Here is a 15,723-nt window from a genome sequence, read left to right as displayed (position 1 = left end):
TTACGTTCCCCGAAATTTCAGTGAAAATCAGGTCAGCAGTTTCATCGCCGTCTCGGCGACGGCGAACATCTGTTCGGTCTTGCGGCCGGTCTTGCCGATCACGCGCATGCCCTTGGTCAGCGCCAGCAGGGCGCAGGCGGTACTTTCCGGATCGACATGCTTTGGTATGGAGCCATCCTCTTGTCCGAGACGGATCAGATTGAGGATGCGCCTTTCGTCGAAATCGAAGGCGGCGCCAACCCGACCGGCAACCTCCTCGTCGAAAAGGGCAAGCTCGGTCGCGCTTCCGACCACGAGGCAGCCGCGGCGGCCGATCTCCCCGCATGAGGCCTCCGCGAAGAACCTCACCAAGATACGAAGTTTTTCATGAGCATTCGGAGCGTCCGCCAGCGTCTTGTCGATGAGCTGCTGACGGACTTGGCGATACCGGCTGAATGCGGCGAGAAAGATGCCGCGCTTGTCGCCGAAAGCCTTGTAGACACTGCCTGCGGTCAGACCCATGGCTTCAGTCAATTCGCTGATCGAGGCGGCATAATAGCCGCGCTCGGAAAAGACGCGCAGCGCTTCGTCCAGCGCGGAATTCATATCGAATTCACGCGGGCGTCCACGAAGCTTTGGTGCAATGTCGAAGGTGTCCGTCGTCATGGCACTCTTTTAGGAAATGATCGTTTCCAAATCAAGCGAATTTTGCGCCGCAACAAGAATCGCGAGAATGATGGCTGCTACTGGTTTCCCTATTGTGAAAAAAACGCAATGGGGATCGCTCTTATAGCACTCGTCTATGCCCTTGCGGACGAAGAACAATGCAGCGACACGATTGCGCCGGCCGAGCTCAGAGATCGAGCTCCCAGGTCTGGCCATTCAGTTCCGTGCCGAACATGCGATGTTTTTCCTCCGCCGCAAGCCTGAAGCCCGCCTTGATGTAGATCGCCCGTGCCGTATCTAGGATGTCATTGGTCCAAAGCGATAGCTTTTTATATCCGGCATCACGCGAGAAACGGATGCATTCATCGACCAGCAGCTTGCCAAGGCCGAGGCCGCGCGCGGTCTTGTCGACATAAAGCAGCCGGAGCTTTGCGATGCCATCGCCGCCATCGGTAATCATGGCAGATCCGACATTCAGGCCGTCTCGCTCGGCAATCCAGCAGCGATCCTTTTGCGGATTGAAATTGGAGAGGAATTTACCGGCGACTTCGGCCGCCAGACCTTCGAAGCGATCGTCCCAGCCAAATTCTTCGGTGTAAAAGCGTGCCTGGCTTTGTACGATCCAGCCGATGTCACCGGGCCGGTGATTGCGAATTGTGGCGGTGGGCGCTGCGGTTCGATCAGAGCTAAGTGTTTCCTGTATCGTCCGCATAGCCCCAACGACACGCTCGGCTTCGCCGGGCGCCAGCTTTTCGAAATATCCGGCGATCTGCGCGCGTGAGCGACGGACGAATTCCTCGTATTGAGCTTGTCCCTTCTCGGTGACCTTCATGATCTGGCTGCGGGCGTCGTTCGGATCCGGGGTCGTTTCGATCAAACCATCTTGGCGAAAGCGCTTGACGATACGGCTGAGGTAGGCAGGGTCGAGATGGAGGTCGCGCGTCAGGGCTGAGGCGGCGACGCCGCCGCGAAAGCCGACTTCGAACAGCACGCGTGCATCCGTCAGCGTATAGGGGCTGTCGAGATAGGCCTTGTTCAGGACGCCGAGGAAATTCGTATAGAACCGATTGAAGTTACGGACTGCATCGATAGTCGCGATTTCTGCAGCAGCGGGCATGACATCGTCTCCTCAGATATAGGAGACGATGTCATTATTTATTGGACGCAGTCAAGTAATTTGAGGCAGTCAGGCAGCGCAACTGCTGCGAGCCTTTTCATCCGCAAGGGCAAAGTCCACAGCGGCTTCCGCGTGGATCGTTGTAGTGTCGAAGCCGGGCAGGATCAGCGCCTTCGGGTCGAGAATGAGGCAGATCTCGGTGCAGCCGAGAATGACGCTGTCGGCGCCTTCGGCTTTGGCGCGCTCGATGATGCCGTTCATCTTCCGCCGAGATTCGTCCTTGATGATGCCGGCGCAGAGTTCGTTGAAGATTATGTCGTGCGTGATCGTGCGATCCTCGGGGCCGGGAACCATGATGGAGATGCCATTCTCGGCCATGCGCTCCGCATAGAAACCATGTTCCATCGTATAGCGGGTCGCCAGCAGCAGCGGCCTGGCCCGGCCGGCGGCCTTCAAGGCCGCGGCGGTCTCATCGATGATATGGATGAGCGGAGCGGAAACGCGTTCGGCAACCTGGGGTGCGATCAGATGCATGGTGTTGGTGCAGATGAGCACACATTCGGCACCCGCCGACTGCAGGCGCTGCGCGGCATCGGCGAGCCGGTCGGCCGCATCATTCCAGCGGCCGGCCTTTTGCAGGGCGACGATTTCCTCGAAGTTGACGGAGTACATGACAAGTTCGGCCGAGGAGAGGCCGCCCAGGCGCTCGCGGACCATTTCATTGATCAGGCGATAGTAGACTGCCGAACTCTCAAAACTCATGCCGCCGATCAGGCCAATGGTGCGCATAATACTGTTCTCCGCTCGTAGATTTTGAATGGAGGGAATAGTGCGGCGATTCATCCGCCATGTGTTTGCGTTTTTAGAAGCTTATCAAAGTCTCACTGCAATATTTTGCGTATTTCTGTATTTCTGTGCAAAATGAAGGCGCCAAAAGAAGGAATGCTGCACATGCTCGACGAACGCGACCGAAAGATTCTCGACTTTCTGCAGGCGGATGCCGGCATCTCCGTCACCGAACTTGCCGATCGCGTCGCCCTGTCGGTATCGGCCTGCTCGCGCCGCATACAGCGGCTTGAGGAGAGCGGGCATATCGCCAGGCGCATCGTCGTACTCGATCGCGAGAAGATGGGGGTGCCGACCACGGTCTATGCGATGATCAAGACGGCGCATCACGCCGACGAATGGATCGAATCCTTCCGAAAGGTCATCGGCGACATCCCCGAGATCGTCGAGGCCCATCGGCTTACCGGGAATTATGATTACATCCTCAAGATCGTATTGCCGCGTGTCGAGCATTACGATGTCATCTACAAACAGCTCGTGCGCAAGATCGAGCTCTTCGACGTCTCCGCGTCGATCTCGATGGAGGAACTTAAAAGCGGCGCCTCCGTTCCTGTCGGGTATGCACAATAGGCGCGTTGCCGCATCGTAGCCGTGCAGAGGTGCCATGCATAAAAGATGGTTGCTGCATATCCTTCTCAACCCTACGTTTTCAGGAAACTTAGTCGCGAGGTGTTGCCATGCAGGATCATCATGTCGTCGTGGTCGGAGGCGGGTTTGGCGGGGTACAGCTCGTCAACGATCTGAAAGGCTTGCCTGTCCGCGTGACGATGATCGACCGGCGCAATCATCACCTTTTTCAGCCGCTTCTCTATCAGGTCGCCACTACGCTGCTTGCCACCTCCGAGATCGCCTGGCCGATCCGCAATTTCTTCCGCGATCGGCCTGAAGTGACGACCTTGCTCGCCGAGGTTGTCGGCGTCGACAGTGTGGCACATCAGGTGCTCCTGAAGAATGGTCAAAAGATCCATTATGATACGCTGGTGCTGGCGACCGGCGCCACCCATGCCTATTTCGGCCATGACGAATGGGAGCCGGTTGCGCCGGGATTGAAGACGCTGGAGGATGCCACCACCATTCGCCGGCGCCTGTTGCTGGCCTTCGAACAGGCGGAATTGGAAACCGACGCGGCTATCCGCGAAGCGCTGCTGACCTTCGTGATCGTCGGCGCCGGCCCCACGGGCGTCGAGCTCGCCGGCATCATCTCGGAACTGGCGAGGACGACCTTGCCGAAGGAGTTCCGCAATATCGATACCCGCAAGGCGAAGATCATCCTCGTCGAAGCCGGTCCACGCGTGTTGCCGGCTTTCGCGCAAGAGCTCTCCGACTATGCCTACAAGGAACTGGAACTGCTGGGTGTCGATGTTCGCTTCGGCAGGCCGGTCACCTCATGCGCGGCGGAAGGCGTGACGATCGGCGACACGTTCGTGCCATGCCGTACCATCGTCTGGGCGGCGGGCGTCGAGGCATCGCCGGCGGCGAAATGGCTTGGCATTCCGGCCGATCGCGCCGGTCGCGCCATTGTCGACAAGGATCTGAGGGCGCCGGGCAAGCAAGATATCTTTATCATCGGCGATACGGCAGCCGTCATGCGTGACGATGGCAGCCCTGTGCCCGGGATCGCTCCGGCCGCCAAGCAGCAGGGCTCTTACGTTGCCAAGGTCATCAAGGCAAAGCTTACGGGCAGACCGGTGCCCGGACCGTTTCGCTATCGCCATCAGGGCAGCCTTGCGACGATCGGCAAAAGTGCCGCTATCATCGATTTCGGCTGGATCAAGCTTAGGGGATGGCTGGCCTGGTGGGTGTGGGGGCTTGCCCACATCTATTTCCTGATCGGCGTGCGCTGGCGCATCGCGGTCGCCTGGAGCTGGCTTTGGATCTATCTCAGCCGGCAGCACAGCGCCCGGCTGATCACGCAGAAGGAAAGCTCGCGCGAGGAGTAAAGGAAAGGCGGCGCCTCGATGGACGCCGCCCTTTTCGGTTTAAGCCAGCGAAGCGATATCGATGACGAAGCGGTAGCGCACGTCGCTCTTCAGCACGCGCTCATAGGCTTCGTTGATATCCTGAATGTCGATCTTCTCGATCTCGGCCACGATGTTGTGCTTGCCGCAGAAATCCAGCATTTCCTGGGTTTCCTTGATCGAGCCGATCATGGAGCCGGAAAGGCTGCGGCGGCCGGGGATCAGCGAGAAGGCGTGAACCGGAACCGCATGCTCGGGAACGCCGACCAGCACCATGCTGCCATCGTACTTCAGCAGGTTGAGATAGGCGTTCCAGTCGATCGCCGTGCCAACCGTGTTGATGATCAGGTCGAAGGTGCCGGCGAGCTTGGTGAAGGTCTCGGCATCGCTGGTGGCATAGTAATCCTTCGCGCCCAGCTTGAACCCGTCTTCCTTCTTCGACAGCGTCTGGCTGAGAACGGTCACATCGGCTCCCATGGCATGGGCCAGCTTCACGCCCATATGGCCGAGGCCGCCCATGCCGACGATCGCAACCTTCTTGCCCGGTCCGGCCTTCCAGTGACGCAGCGGCGAATAAAGCGTGATTCCGGCGCAAAGCAGCGGTGCGCCTGCGTCGAGCGGAATGTTGTCGGGAAAGGAGAGGACATAGCCTTCCTTGACGACGATGGAGTCGGAATAGCCGCCGTAAGTCGGCGTCTTGCCATCGGCTTCGACGTCATTGTAGGTCTGGACGAGGCCCGGCATATAGTGCTCGTAGTCCAGGTCGCGCGTGGCGCAGGTGGTGCAGGAATCAACGAAGCAGCCGACACCGACGCGATCGCCGACCTTGAACTTCGTGACCTCGGAACCGACGGCGGTCACGATGCCGGCGACTTCATGGCCGGGCACCATCGGATATTTCGAGCCGCCCCATTCGTTGCGGGCCTGGTGAATGTCGGAATGGCAGACGCCGCAATATTTGACGGAGATGACAACGTCGTCTGCGTTCGGGTCGCGGCGCTCGAAAGTGAACGGCGTGAGCGGCTTGGACGCGTCGGTCGCGGCATAACCCTTTGCGATAGGCATGGGAGATTTCCTTATCTTTCGGATGGGTTGGGAGTGGAATTTGGAGTGGCCCACCATGCATCAGGACCGGGCCGTAGCGTTAGAGCGATCCTGCAAGCTTTATGTACGATCCTGCGAATCTAAATGTTCGGCAGGTCTTTCGCGATCGAGCGGTGTTACCTAGATAGACCATCGATATCTGCTCGAAAACAGTTGGTTGCGCATGACACTGCCTTTCAATCCCAATCAGGAACTCGCATCGATCGTTGCACGTTTCGCTCCGAGCGACGGCGAACACCGCACGCGGATAGACAATCTTAATCTCTATCGGCAGTCGGCCGCGACCGTGTGGCAGCATGGGGCTTACCGGCCCTGTTTTGCAATCGTGGTCCAGGGGCGCAAGAGCCTGACGATCGGTGCGGAAACCTACAATTACGGTGTCGGCGAGTATATTTTAACGGCGCTCGACCTGCCGGTATCGACGCAGGTCACCAATGTCGGCAGCGATACGCCCTATCTTTGTTTCGGAATGGCGCTCGACAGCGAACGGCTAAAGGAGCTGCTGTCGCGCGTCAGCATTCCCCGTCAGGCGCTGACTGCCGAGCCGGTGCGCGGCATTGCGGTCCATGCGGCCCCTCCGGAACTCCTCGATGCCTCGCTGCGCCTGCTCCGATTGCTTGATCGGCCGGAAGATATTCCGGCCATGGCGCCTTTGATCGAGCAGGAAATCCTCTATCGCCTGCTGACTGGTCCGAACGGTCCCAGGCTGCTGCAGATTGCCATGGCGGAGAGCCAGAGCAACCGGGTGGCGCGTGCCGTCGCCTGGCTCCGCAGCAACTATACGCAGCCGTTGCGCATCGAAGAGCTGGCCGAGCGCGTCGGCATGAGCGTTTCCTCGCTGCATCACCATTTCAAGACTGTTACGGCCCTATCGCCAATCCAGTATCAGAAACAGCTTCGGCTGCATGAGGCGCGGCGGCTGATGCTCGTCGAGCAGCTCGATGTCGGATCGGCCGGCCATCGCGTCGGATATCAAAGTCCTTCGCAATTCAGCCGGGAATACAGTCGCCTCTACGGCCTGCCGCCGCTGAAGGATGTCGAGGCGATGCGCAACAACGCGGTCGCCGCCGAGTAGGTGATGTTTCCGACCGATCGTTTGCGTCAAGCTCTTTTGATCGAATGACCGGCTTATGGCAGTTGCCATGGTTTAGCAGCCCTGACAAGCACTCTTGTTTTTAACGCAGTGCAGCAACGAATTCCGCTTGACGACGGTTTTGGGGTACTGCATAAAGCGTTACGAACCGTACCGTACGGTACGCATTTGGGAGTAGCCATCGTGCTGAGCGAAGCAGGACAGTCGAGCGAGTTTTCGCCGCGCCAGAACGCGGTTCTGGAACAGGCGCTGCGTCTCCTTGTCGACGGCGGCGAAAAGGCGCTGACGACCTCCGGCGTCGCGCGCGCCGCCAATTGCTCCAAGGAAAGTCTTTATAAGTGGTTCGGCGACCGCGACGGCCTGCTGTCGGCAATGATCACCTACCAGGCCAGCAAGGTGCGCACCTTCGAGCGCAATGGTGAGCGGCTGAATGCGGCAAGCCTGCATGACCATCTCGTCGTTTTCGCGCGTGATTTGCTGGAGGTTCTGGCTGGCGATGTTTCGCTCGCTTTGAACCGCCTGGCGATCGGTCAGTCGAACCGCGATGGCTCCAAGCTCGGCAAGCTCTTGCTGGAACGTGGCCGCAGGCAGATCGATCGCCGCGCCATCGGTCTCATCGATGCCGGCAAGCGGGCAGGGCTGCTGCGCTTTACCGATGCCGACGAGGCATATCACACGCTTTACGGGCTCATCGTCTCCGATCTGCATGTCCGCATGCTGCTCGGCGAACCCGGTTTGAAGGATACGAGCCGTCAGGCTGAGAAGGCGGTCAGCGCCTTCCTCAAGCTTTACGGCACGGAAAAGGTATTGGCGGAAGCGGCAGCGACCGTCTGACAACTTAAAATCTGCACCCAGACAAGCAAAGGGAAGGACAAACAATGCGCGTCTATTACGATCGTGATGCCGATCTCAATCTCATCAAGTCGAAGAAGGTCGCCGTCATCGGCTACGGTTCTCAGGGCCGCGCGCACGCGCTGAACCTGAAGGATAGCGGCGCACAGAATGTTGTGATCGCACTGAAGGCCGGTTCGCCCACGATCAAAAAGGCCGAAGCCGATGGCTTCAAGGTCATGACCGTTGCCGAAGCCGCCGCCTGGGCCGACCTGATGATGATGGCGACCCCGGACGAACTCCAGGCCGACATCTACAAGTCCGAAATCGCTCCGAACATCCGTGACGGCGCTGCGATCGCTTTTGCCCACGGCCTCAACGTCCACTTCGGCCTCATCGAGCCGAAGGCTTCGGTCGACGTCGTCATGATCGCTCCGAAGGGCCCCGGCCACACGGTCCGCGGCGAATACCAGAAGGGCGGCGGCGTTCCCTGCCTCGTCGCCGTTCACCAGAACGCTTCCGGCAACGCCCTTGAACTCGCCCTCTCCTATGCCTGCGGCGTCGGCGGCGGCCGTTCGGGCATCATCGAAACCAACTTTCGCGAAGAGTGCGAAACCGACCTCTTCGGCGAACAGGTCGTTCTCTGCGGCGGTCTCGTCGAGCTCATCCGCGCCGGCTTCGAAACGCTGGTCGAGGCTGGCTACGCTCCGGAAATGGCATACTTCGAGTGCCTGCACGAAGTGAAGCTGATCGTCGACCTGATCTATGAAGGCGGCATCGCCAACATGAACTACTCGATCTCGAACACGGCCGAGTGGGGCGAATACGTCACCGGTCCGCGCATCATCACCGAAGAAACCAAGGCTGAGATGAAGCGCGTCCTTAAGGACATCCAGACCGGCAAGTTCACTTCCGAGTGGATGCAGGAATACCGTTCGGGCGCAGCCCGCTTCAAGGGTATCCGCCGCAACAACGACAGCCACCAGATCGAAGAAGTTGGCGCCAAGCTGCGCGGCATGATGCCCTGGATCGGCAAGAACAAGCTGGTCGACAAGTCGGTCAACTAAGCTTTCGGCGAGAGCCGGATTGGAGGGCCGGGGCGAAAGCTCCGGCCTTTCTATTTTCGGGCTTTAAGGTAGAGCCATTTCGTTGGCTTACCGTCAAAGCCGCTGCCGTTGGCTTCTGTGATAATGATGTTTTTCCATCCTCCGGCACTCAGCATAGCCTCAAGCCATCTGGCGGAAGGATAGTTGTAATAGCGTCCGAACTTGTCGTGGCCCTCTGCTTCACCCGCCTTGAAGCTGGCGTGGAAGATGCCGCCCGCTTTCAGGGCGTGCAGAATGCGATCGAAAACATCCGGCAGGACGGATCGCGGAACATGCAAAAGGCTGGCTTCCGCCCATATGCCGTCGAAGATTTCGGTCTCATCCAAGGCTTCGAAACGCATGACTCGAACAGGCTTGCCAAGCAGCTTTTCCGCTTCTCTCGCAAGTTCGGCGGAGCCGTCGGTGGGCGTAACGTCGAAGCCGCGGGACAGCATATAGGCGGCATCCTGACCGCCGCCGCACCCCAGTTCAAGGATGGATGCGCCAGCGGGCAGGGCGGCCAGAAAGGCATCCAGCCTCTGGCGCGGCAGCCTGCGTTGACGCGCCGCGTAGACGGCGGCGTTGTCGGTATAGAAGGACGATGTCGGGTCGGGGCTCATGCTGGCTTGCGTTCATTTCTTTGTAAGACCACCGCCGATGCTAGCAGGAAAGGCAGACAATATCTGTCTCCATAACAAACAAAATAGGTCAGCATTGTTGACTTATCTTTTATTGCGTGATCTTGTTACGCAAAGACCAAAAATTACGAGGAAGCCCCATGTTGAATTGGGAAAATATCTTTGCGACGCGCTCGAGCCGCATGCGCGCCTCCGAAATCCGCGAGCTTTTGAAGCTGCTGGAGCGGCCGGATATCATCTCTTTCGCCGGCGGCATTCCCGATCCGGCCTTGTTTCCGGATGCGGAATTCAAGCAGGCCTATGCCGATATCTTTTCCGGCCCGACGGTGAATGCAGCGCTGCAATATTCGGTCAGCGAGGGCTACAAGCCGCTGCGCGAATGGCTTGTCGGACAGATGGGTGCGCTCGGCATTCCCTGCGAGCTCGAAAACGTCTTCATCGTTTCCGGTTCGCAGCAGGGGCTCGATTATCTCGGCAAGCTTTTCCTGTCGCCGAGGGATACCGCGCTGGTCACGGCGCCGACCTACCTCGGCGCACTGCAGGCTTTCAACGCCTATGAGCCAACCTATGACCAGCTGACGCCGAACGGCAACCGCACGCCGGATTCCTATCGCGCTGCCGCTTCGCAGGCGGGCGGCAGGGTGAAGTTTGCCTATCTCTCGGCGGATTTCGCCAACCCGACGGGCGAGACGGTGGATCTCGCCGGCCGCGAGAAGCTGCTCGATCTGGCGGAGGAACTGGATATCGCCGTCATCGAAGATGCCGCCTATCAGTCGCTGCGTTATAATGGCGAGCCGGTTGCGCCGATCCTGGCGCTCGAAATCGCGCGCAAAGGCAGCATCAACGGCACGCGCACGATCTACTGCGGCAGCTTCTCCAAGACGCTGGCGCCCGGCCTGCGCGTCGGCTTCGTCGTCGCCAACGCCTCTGTCATCCGCAAGCTTGTCCTGATGAAGCAGGCGGCCGACCTGCATTCCTCCACCATCAACCAGATTGCCATTCATCAGGTTGCCGAGCGCGGTTTTGAGGCGCAGGTTGCCAAGATCCGCAAGACCTATAGCCATCGCCGCGACTGCATGCTGGCAGCACTTGCAAAATACATGCCTGAAGGTGCGAGCTGGACGAAGCCGGAAGGCGGCATGTTCGTCTGGGTTACCTTGCCGAAGGGTATGGACGGCGCCAAGCTGCTCGCACGGTCGCTGGAAACGGCGAAGGTCGCCTTCGTGCCAGGCCAGGCATTCTTTGCCGATGGTAGTGGCGCAAATACCTTCCGCGTCAGCTTCTCCTGCGCCAATGACGAGTTGATCGAAGAGGGTATCTCGCGGCTCGGCAAGCTGATCGCCGGTGAGATCGAGGCGATGGCGGCCTAGTTTTTACCTTCCCCCCGAGGGGAGAAGGGGTATCACTTCGCCAGATGCGGGCCGATCAGTGCCAGATCGGCCTCGCTCAAGCGGTCGCTGGCCGTATTGCGCTGGTGCCAATAGGGATACATCAAGGGCTGCAGGCTGACGTCGTCGAGCCGCTTGCGTTCTTCGTCAGTCAGCTTCAAATCCGCGCTGGCGAGATTATCCTTGAACTGTGCCTTCGTGCGGCCACCGATAATGACCGAGGTCACGCCCTTGCGGCCGATGAGCCAGGCAAGCGCGACTTGGGCCGCCGAAACGCCGCGGCCGTCGGCGATCTCCACCAGCGTATCGACGATATTCCATAGGCGATTTTCATCGCGGATCGGCGGTTCCGTCCAGCCGGCGAACTGGCGCGTACCTTCCGGCGTCGCCTGGTTTCGGCGATGCTTGCCCGAAAGCAGGCCGCCGGCAATCGGGCTCCAGATAAGAATGCCGAGGCTCTGATCGATACTGATCGGCACGAGCTCGTTTTCCGCGTCGCGGGCTTCCAGCGTGTAGTGGATCTGCTGGCTGACGAAGCGTTCGCGCTTGTCGCGCTCGCTGACGCCGAGCGCCTTCATGATGTGCCAGCCGGAAAAGTTCGAGCAGCCGATATAGCGGACCTTGCCCTGGCGAACGAGTGTGTCGAGCGCTTCCATCGTCTCTTCCAGCGGCGTCTGTCCGTCCCATTCATGCAGCTGATAGAGATCGATCACATCGGTCTTCATGCGCTTCAGGCTTGCCTCGCAGGCCTGAATGAGATGCTGGCGGGAGGAGCCGGCATCGTTGACGCCAGGGCCCATCGGGAAGCGCGCCTTGGTGGCGATGAGCACGCCATTCTTGCGTGGGCCGCCGATGATCTCGCCGAGGATTTCCTCCGACGCGCCTTGCGAGTAAACATCGGCCGTATCGAGCAGGTTGACGCCGGCATCGATGCACATATCGACAAGCTTCTTGGCTTCCTTGACGCCGAGATCGCCAACGGTTTTTGCCCAGCCGACTCCACCGAAGGTCATGGTGCCCATGGTGATGGTGGAAACTTTGAGGCCGGAGCGGCCAAGCAGGCGATATTCCATGGATCTGTCCCTCCTCGATTCCGTCTGAAATACGTGCATCAAGAAATAACGCCAGAGAACGATGGTCAAGATTCAATCATCATACGAACGGCATTCTATACAAAATCAACTGTCACAATCATGTTAAGCCCTGCGTCTAGACAAACTCCTACAATCCAGCCGAGGACGTTTCATGAAGACCTTTGTTTCCGCCTTTGCCAGCTTCCTGGCTATCGCTCTTTTTTCCGGCAATGCCGATGCAGCCGATCTTGTCCTCTATACCAGCCAGCCGAATGCCGATGCGCAGGCCACTGTCGACGGCTTCATGGCCGCCAATCCCGGTATCAAGGTCGATTGGGTTCGTGACGGCACGCCGCAAATCATTGCCAAGCTACAGGCTGAAATGCAGGCCGGCGCACCGGTTGCCGACGTTCTGCTGATTGCCGATACGGTAACGCTGGAGCGCCTGAAGGAAGCCGGCAAGCTGCTCGCCTACAAGTCGCCGGAAGCCGCCAATTACGATCCGTCGCTCTATGACGCCGGCGGCTATTATTATTCCACCAAGCTCATCACGACCGGCATCGTCTACAACACGGCTGCCGCGATGAAGCCCGCAAGCTGGCAGGATCTGGTGAAGCCGGAAGCCAAGGGCCTGGTTGCCATGCCGAGCCCGCTGGCTTCGGGCGCCGCTCTCATTCATGCGCAGACGCTCGCAGGCGTCGGCAGCCTCGGCTGGGACTATTACAAGAACCTCGCCGACAATGGTGCGATCGCGTCGGGCGGCAACGGCGCCGTGCTGAAGTCGGTGGCTTCCGGCGAGAAGGCCTATGGCATGATCGTCGACTACATGCCGATCCGCGAAAAGGCCAAGGGTGCTCCGCTGGAATTTGTTTTCCCGAAGGAAGGCGTTTCGGCTGTTACCGAGCCGGTCGGCATTCTCGCCGGTACGCAGCATGCCGATGCGGCGAAGAAGTTCGTCGATTACGTTCTCTCGGAAAAGGGCCAGGAAGGCTTCCTGAAGCTCGGCTACATCCCGGCCCGCAACGGCACGCCGCTGCCGGAAGGTTTTCCGGCACGTGACAGCATCAAGGTTTTGCCGTTGAATGCATCCGATGCTCTCAAGAACACGGATCAGGACCTGAAGACCTTCTCCACCTACTTCAAGTCGAAGTAATCCGACCCGGATTTGGAATGTACGAATATGTGCGTCGAGGAAACAGCCAGCCGGCCTGGCTGTTTCCTTTTGTTGTTGCCGTCGTGCTTTTGCTCAGCGTCCTGCCGCTGGCGCGTCTGGCGCTTGCCGGCGTCGAGGCACTGCTCAAGGGCGGCACTTATGAGCTCATTACCGATCCGGCACTTTGGCGCTCGGCGTGGTACACGATCGAGACCGCTGTGCTCGGCACCATCGTTTCCGTGGCCCTTGGTTGCCTCTTTGCGTTCCTGCTGACATTGACGGATCTTGCAGGCCGGGGGCTCATCGGCTTCCTCTTCGTATTGCCGATGATGATCCCGCCGCAGGTGACGGCGCTTGCCTGGGTGCAGATGTCAGGCCCATCGAGCCCTCTGCTGAAAGCGCTGCACGTCGCGCCGCCGCTCGGCTCGCCGCAACCGCTCTATTCGGTCGGCGGCATCGCGCTGCTCTATGGCGTTCAGCATGCGCCGCTCGTCTATCTCGCTTTGCGCGCCGGCTTGATGGCGCTGCCGCGCGATGGTGTCGAAGCTGCGAGGCTTTCCGGAGCCTCCGGCCTGCGCGTCTTCCGCGATATCATCCTGCCATTGTCTCTGCCCGGCGTCATCGCCGGAGCGGCGATCGCCTTTGTCTCGTCGATCGGCAATTTCGGCATTCCGGCGATCCTCGGCATTCCGGCCTCGATCTATACCTTATCGACGCTGATCTTCACGAAGTTCTCCAATTTCGGGCCGCGCACCTTCGGCGATATCGCCGTGCTCTCTATGATGATCGCCGTCATTGCGGTCGCGGGGCTTGCCGTGCAGGGCAGGGCCTTGAAAGGCCGTGATTATCGTGTCATCGGCATTTCCGGGGCAACGGCTGCCTTTTCGCTCGGCCGCTGGCGCTTTCTTGCCCTGCCGGTGCTCTGCGCCATCCTCTTCGTCATGCTCGTCGCACCCTTTCTGGCGCTGGTCGCGGGCGCGCTTGTGCCGGCTTACGGCGTGCCGCTCACCTTCAAGACGGCGTCGCTCAATGCCTTCACGGAAATCCTGTTTCGACAGAGCATAACGCGGATCGCCTTTTCCAATTCGCTGTTCCTCGCGGGCATGACGGCTTTTGGTCTCCTGCTGGTGACAGTGCTCGCGGCCTATGCGCTGACGCGGCGCAAGGACGCGCTCAGCCGCATCGTCGGCGGTATGATCGAGATCCCCTATTCGCTTCCAGGCATCATCATTGCCGTCTGCTTCATCCTGGTGTTCGCAGCACCCTTGCCGATCCTCAACGTCACGCTTTACGGGACGATCTGGATCATCCTGCTTGCCTATTTCTCCGCCTATTTCGCCGTCAGTCTGAAGCCGGTCATGAGCGCCTTTCTGCAGCTCGATCCGGCGCTGGAGGAGGCTGCGCGTCTTTCCGGGGCCGGCTTCTTCCGGCGCTTGACCGATATCATCGTGCCGCTGATCGCGCCCGCGGCGGGCGCATCGGTTATCCTCGTCTTCCTGATCGCCTGCAATGAGCTGACCGTTTCGGCTCTGCTCTGGTCGGCAGGCACGCAGACCCTCGGCGTCGTCATCTACAATCTCGACGATGGCGGCAGCGCCGATCTTGCCTCGGCCATGTCGGTCATCGTCATCGCCATGGTGGTCGTCATGATGGTGGTTCTGGAAATCATGGCCAAGCGCCTGCCGAAGGGAGTGGTGCCTTGGCGAAGCTGATCCTCAATCACGTTAGCAAGGATTTCGGCACGGGGGGCCGCGCCGCCGTCAACGCCTTATCGCTCGAGGTACGCGAAGGCGGCTTCCTGGCGCTGCTCGGCCCCTCCGGCTGCGGTAAGACGACCGTGCTTAGAATGATCGCCGGCTTCGAGCAGCCGACGGACGGCTCCATTCATCTCGGCGAACGGCTGCTGGCGGATGCCGCAAACATGTTGCCTCCGGAGCGGCGCAACATGGCCATGGTGTTCCAGTCCTACGCGCTCTGGCCGCATATGAACGTATCAGACAATGTCGGCTATCCCTTGAGGGTGCGCGGCATTTCCGGAGAATGCTACCGCGAAAAGGTGCGCGAGGCGCTGGCGACGGTGCGGCTTGGCGACTATGCCGAGCGCAGGCCGGCCGATCTTTCCGGCGGCCAGCGGCAGCGCGTGGCGCTTGCTCGCTGCCTGGTGACATCTCCCGACGTCGTGCTGCTGGATGAGCCGCTGGCGAACCTCGACCGTCATCTGAAGAAGGAGATGGAGGAGACCTTCCGCGAGTTCCATCAGCGCTCCGGCGCCACCATGGTCTATGTCACGCATGACCAGAGCGAAGCGATGGCGCTTGCGACTGATGTTGCCGTCATGTCCGAGGGCCGGCTTCTGCAGGTGGCGCCGCCGGCGGAGATCTATGCGTACCCCGAAGGCAGAATGGTCGGCGGGTTGGTCGGGCAGGGGGCTATTCTGTCGCTGGCTTTTCCCGATGGCGGTTCGCGCCGGATCGATTCGCCGTCCTTCCGAGATCTGTGGGACAATAGGGCAAGCGGCTCGGCAAACTCGGATATTCTCGTACGGCCGGAGGATGTGATTGCCGATGCGGAAGGAATTTCCTGCAGGGTCGACTCCGTTCTTTATGAGGGCGAGCGCTATGCGATAAGGCTCTCGATGCCGGATGGCCAGGTGCTGCGCGCCTATAGCCGCGAGCCTGTCACAGCCGGTGATGATTATCGGGTTGTCATCCGCTCGGCCTGGCGGCTTTGATCGGTAGGGGACAAGATGGTTGTTCCCTGTCGCCTCCTATGCTTGATTTGCTCGACGTCAC

General features: G+C 59.8%; 15 protein-coding genes. 9 read left to right on the top strand and 6 right to left on the bottom strand.

The window, feature by feature from the left end; all coding sequences use genetic code 11:
• Positions 1–27: 27 nt before the first annotated feature.
• From C7U61_RS11425 to C7U61_RS11410, 3 genes are all read right to left on the bottom strand, one after another.
• Positions 28–645: a TetR/AcrR family transcriptional regulator gene (locus tag C7U61_RS11425; protein WP_106998200.1), complete on the bottom strand. Its 618-nt coding sequence runs from the start codon at positions 643–645 to the stop codon at positions 28–30.
• Between the two features lie 187 nt (positions 646–832).
• Positions 833–1,762, bottom strand: coding sequence for a helix-turn-helix domain-containing GNAT family N-acetyltransferase (locus C7U61_RS11415; protein WP_106998198.1), 930 nt, complete (start codon positions 1,760–1,762; stop codon positions 833–835).
• Positions 1,763–1,831: 69 nt separating this feature from the next.
• On the bottom strand, positions 1,832–2,551 hold the full coding sequence (locus C7U61_RS11410; RefSeq protein ID WP_106998197.1) for an aspartate/glutamate racemase family protein: 720 nt from the start codon (positions 2,549–2,551) through the stop codon (positions 1,832–1,834).
• A gap of 162 nt (positions 2,552–2,713) precedes the next feature.
• Between C7U61_RS11410 and C7U61_RS11405 the strand changes: the two genes are divergently transcribed.
• Both C7U61_RS11405 and C7U61_RS11400 read left to right on the top strand, forming a co-directional pair.
• Entirely contained in the window at positions 2,714–3,178 is a 465-nt protein-coding gene (locus tag C7U61_RS11405) for an Lrp/AsnC family transcriptional regulator (protein ID WP_106998196.1), read from the top strand.
• A gap of 107 nt (positions 3,179–3,285) precedes the next feature.
• A complete protein-coding gene (locus C7U61_RS11400; RefSeq protein WP_106998195.1) occupies positions 3,286–4,548 on the top strand; it encodes an NAD(P)/FAD-dependent oxidoreductase in 1,263 nt (420 codons plus the stop codon).
• Between the two features lie 39 nt (positions 4,549–4,587).
• On the opposite strand, the gene C7U61_RS11395 is transcribed toward C7U61_RS11400, so the two are convergent.
• Positions 4,588–5,631, bottom strand: coding sequence for an NAD(P)-dependent alcohol dehydrogenase (locus C7U61_RS11395; protein WP_106998194.1), 1,044 nt, complete (start codon positions 5,629–5,631; stop codon positions 4,588–4,590).
• Positions 5,632–5,833: 202 nt separating this feature from the next.
• Here C7U61_RS11395 and C7U61_RS11390 point away from each other — a divergent pair, with 202 nt between their 5' ends.
• From C7U61_RS11390 to ilvC, 3 genes are all read left to right on the top strand, one after another.
• Positions 5,834–6,745, top strand: coding sequence for an AraC family transcriptional regulator (locus C7U61_RS11390; RefSeq protein WP_106998193.1), 912 nt, complete (start codon positions 5,834–5,836; stop codon positions 6,743–6,745).
• A gap of 201 nt (positions 6,746–6,946) precedes the next feature.
• Entirely contained in the window at positions 6,947–7,597 is a 651-nt protein-coding gene (locus C7U61_RS11385) for a TetR/AcrR family transcriptional regulator C-terminal domain-containing protein (RefSeq protein ID WP_106998192.1), read from the top strand.
• A 44-nt stretch (positions 7,598–7,641) separates the two neighbouring features.
• Positions 7,642–8,661, top strand: coding sequence for a ketol-acid reductoisomerase (gene ilvC, locus C7U61_RS11380; RefSeq protein WP_106998191.1), 1,020 nt, complete (start codon positions 7,642–7,644; stop codon positions 8,659–8,661).
• A 50-nt stretch (positions 8,662–8,711) separates the two neighbouring features.
• Here the strand turns inward: ilvC and C7U61_RS11375 are convergent, their stop codons facing one another.
• Positions 8,712–9,299, bottom strand: a complete 588-nt coding sequence (locus C7U61_RS11375) for a class I SAM-dependent methyltransferase (RefSeq protein ID WP_106998190.1) — start codon at positions 9,297–9,299, stop codon at positions 8,712–8,714.
• A 158-nt stretch (positions 9,300–9,457) separates the two neighbouring features.
• Here C7U61_RS11375 and C7U61_RS11370 point away from each other — a divergent pair, with 158 nt between their 5' ends.
• Positions 9,458–10,687 carry a PLP-dependent aminotransferase family protein gene (locus C7U61_RS11370; RefSeq protein WP_106998189.1) on the top strand — a complete coding sequence of 410 codons (1,230 nt, stop codon included), beginning with the start codon at positions 9,458–9,460 and terminating at the stop codon, positions 10,685–10,687.
• A 32-nt stretch (positions 10,688–10,719) separates the two neighbouring features.
• Here the strand turns inward: C7U61_RS11370 and C7U61_RS11365 are convergent, their stop codons facing one another.
• Positions 10,720–11,778 (bottom strand): aldo/keto reductase, encoded by a 1,059-nt coding sequence (locus tag C7U61_RS11365; RefSeq protein ID WP_106998188.1) that lies wholly within the window; start codon positions 11,776–11,778, stop codon positions 10,720–10,722.
• A 172-nt stretch (positions 11,779–11,950) separates the two neighbouring features.
• Between C7U61_RS11365 and C7U61_RS11360 the strand changes: the two genes are divergently transcribed.
• The 3 genes from C7U61_RS11360 to C7U61_RS11350 are packed head-to-tail and all read left to right on the top strand — an operon-like array spanning position 11,951 to position 15,662.
• Entirely contained in the window at positions 11,951–12,931 is a 981-nt protein-coding gene (locus tag C7U61_RS11360; protein WP_106998187.1) for an ABC transporter substrate-binding protein, read from the top strand.
• A 17-nt stretch (positions 12,932–12,948) separates the two neighbouring features.
• The gene (locus C7U61_RS11355) at positions 12,949–14,643 is read left to right on the top strand and encodes an iron ABC transporter permease (RefSeq protein ID WP_106998186.1); all 1,695 of its coding nucleotides are present in this window, start codon (positions 12,949–12,951) and stop codon (positions 14,641–14,643) included.
• The gene (locus tag C7U61_RS11350) at positions 14,631–15,662 is read left to right on the top strand and encodes an ABC transporter ATP-binding protein (protein WP_106998185.1); all 1,032 of its coding nucleotides are present in this window, start codon (positions 14,631–14,633) and stop codon (positions 15,660–15,662) included. Before C7U61_RS11355 ends, C7U61_RS11350 begins: the two co-directional genes overlap by 13 nt.
• Positions 15,663–15,723: the final 61 nt, after the last annotated feature.

Source organism: Rhizobium sp. JAB6 (genome assembly GCF_003024605.1).
GTDB lineage: Bacteria > Pseudomonadota > Alphaproteobacteria > Rhizobiales > Rhizobiaceae > Rhizobium.
This window is presented reverse-complemented; position numbering and strand designations above follow the sequence as displayed.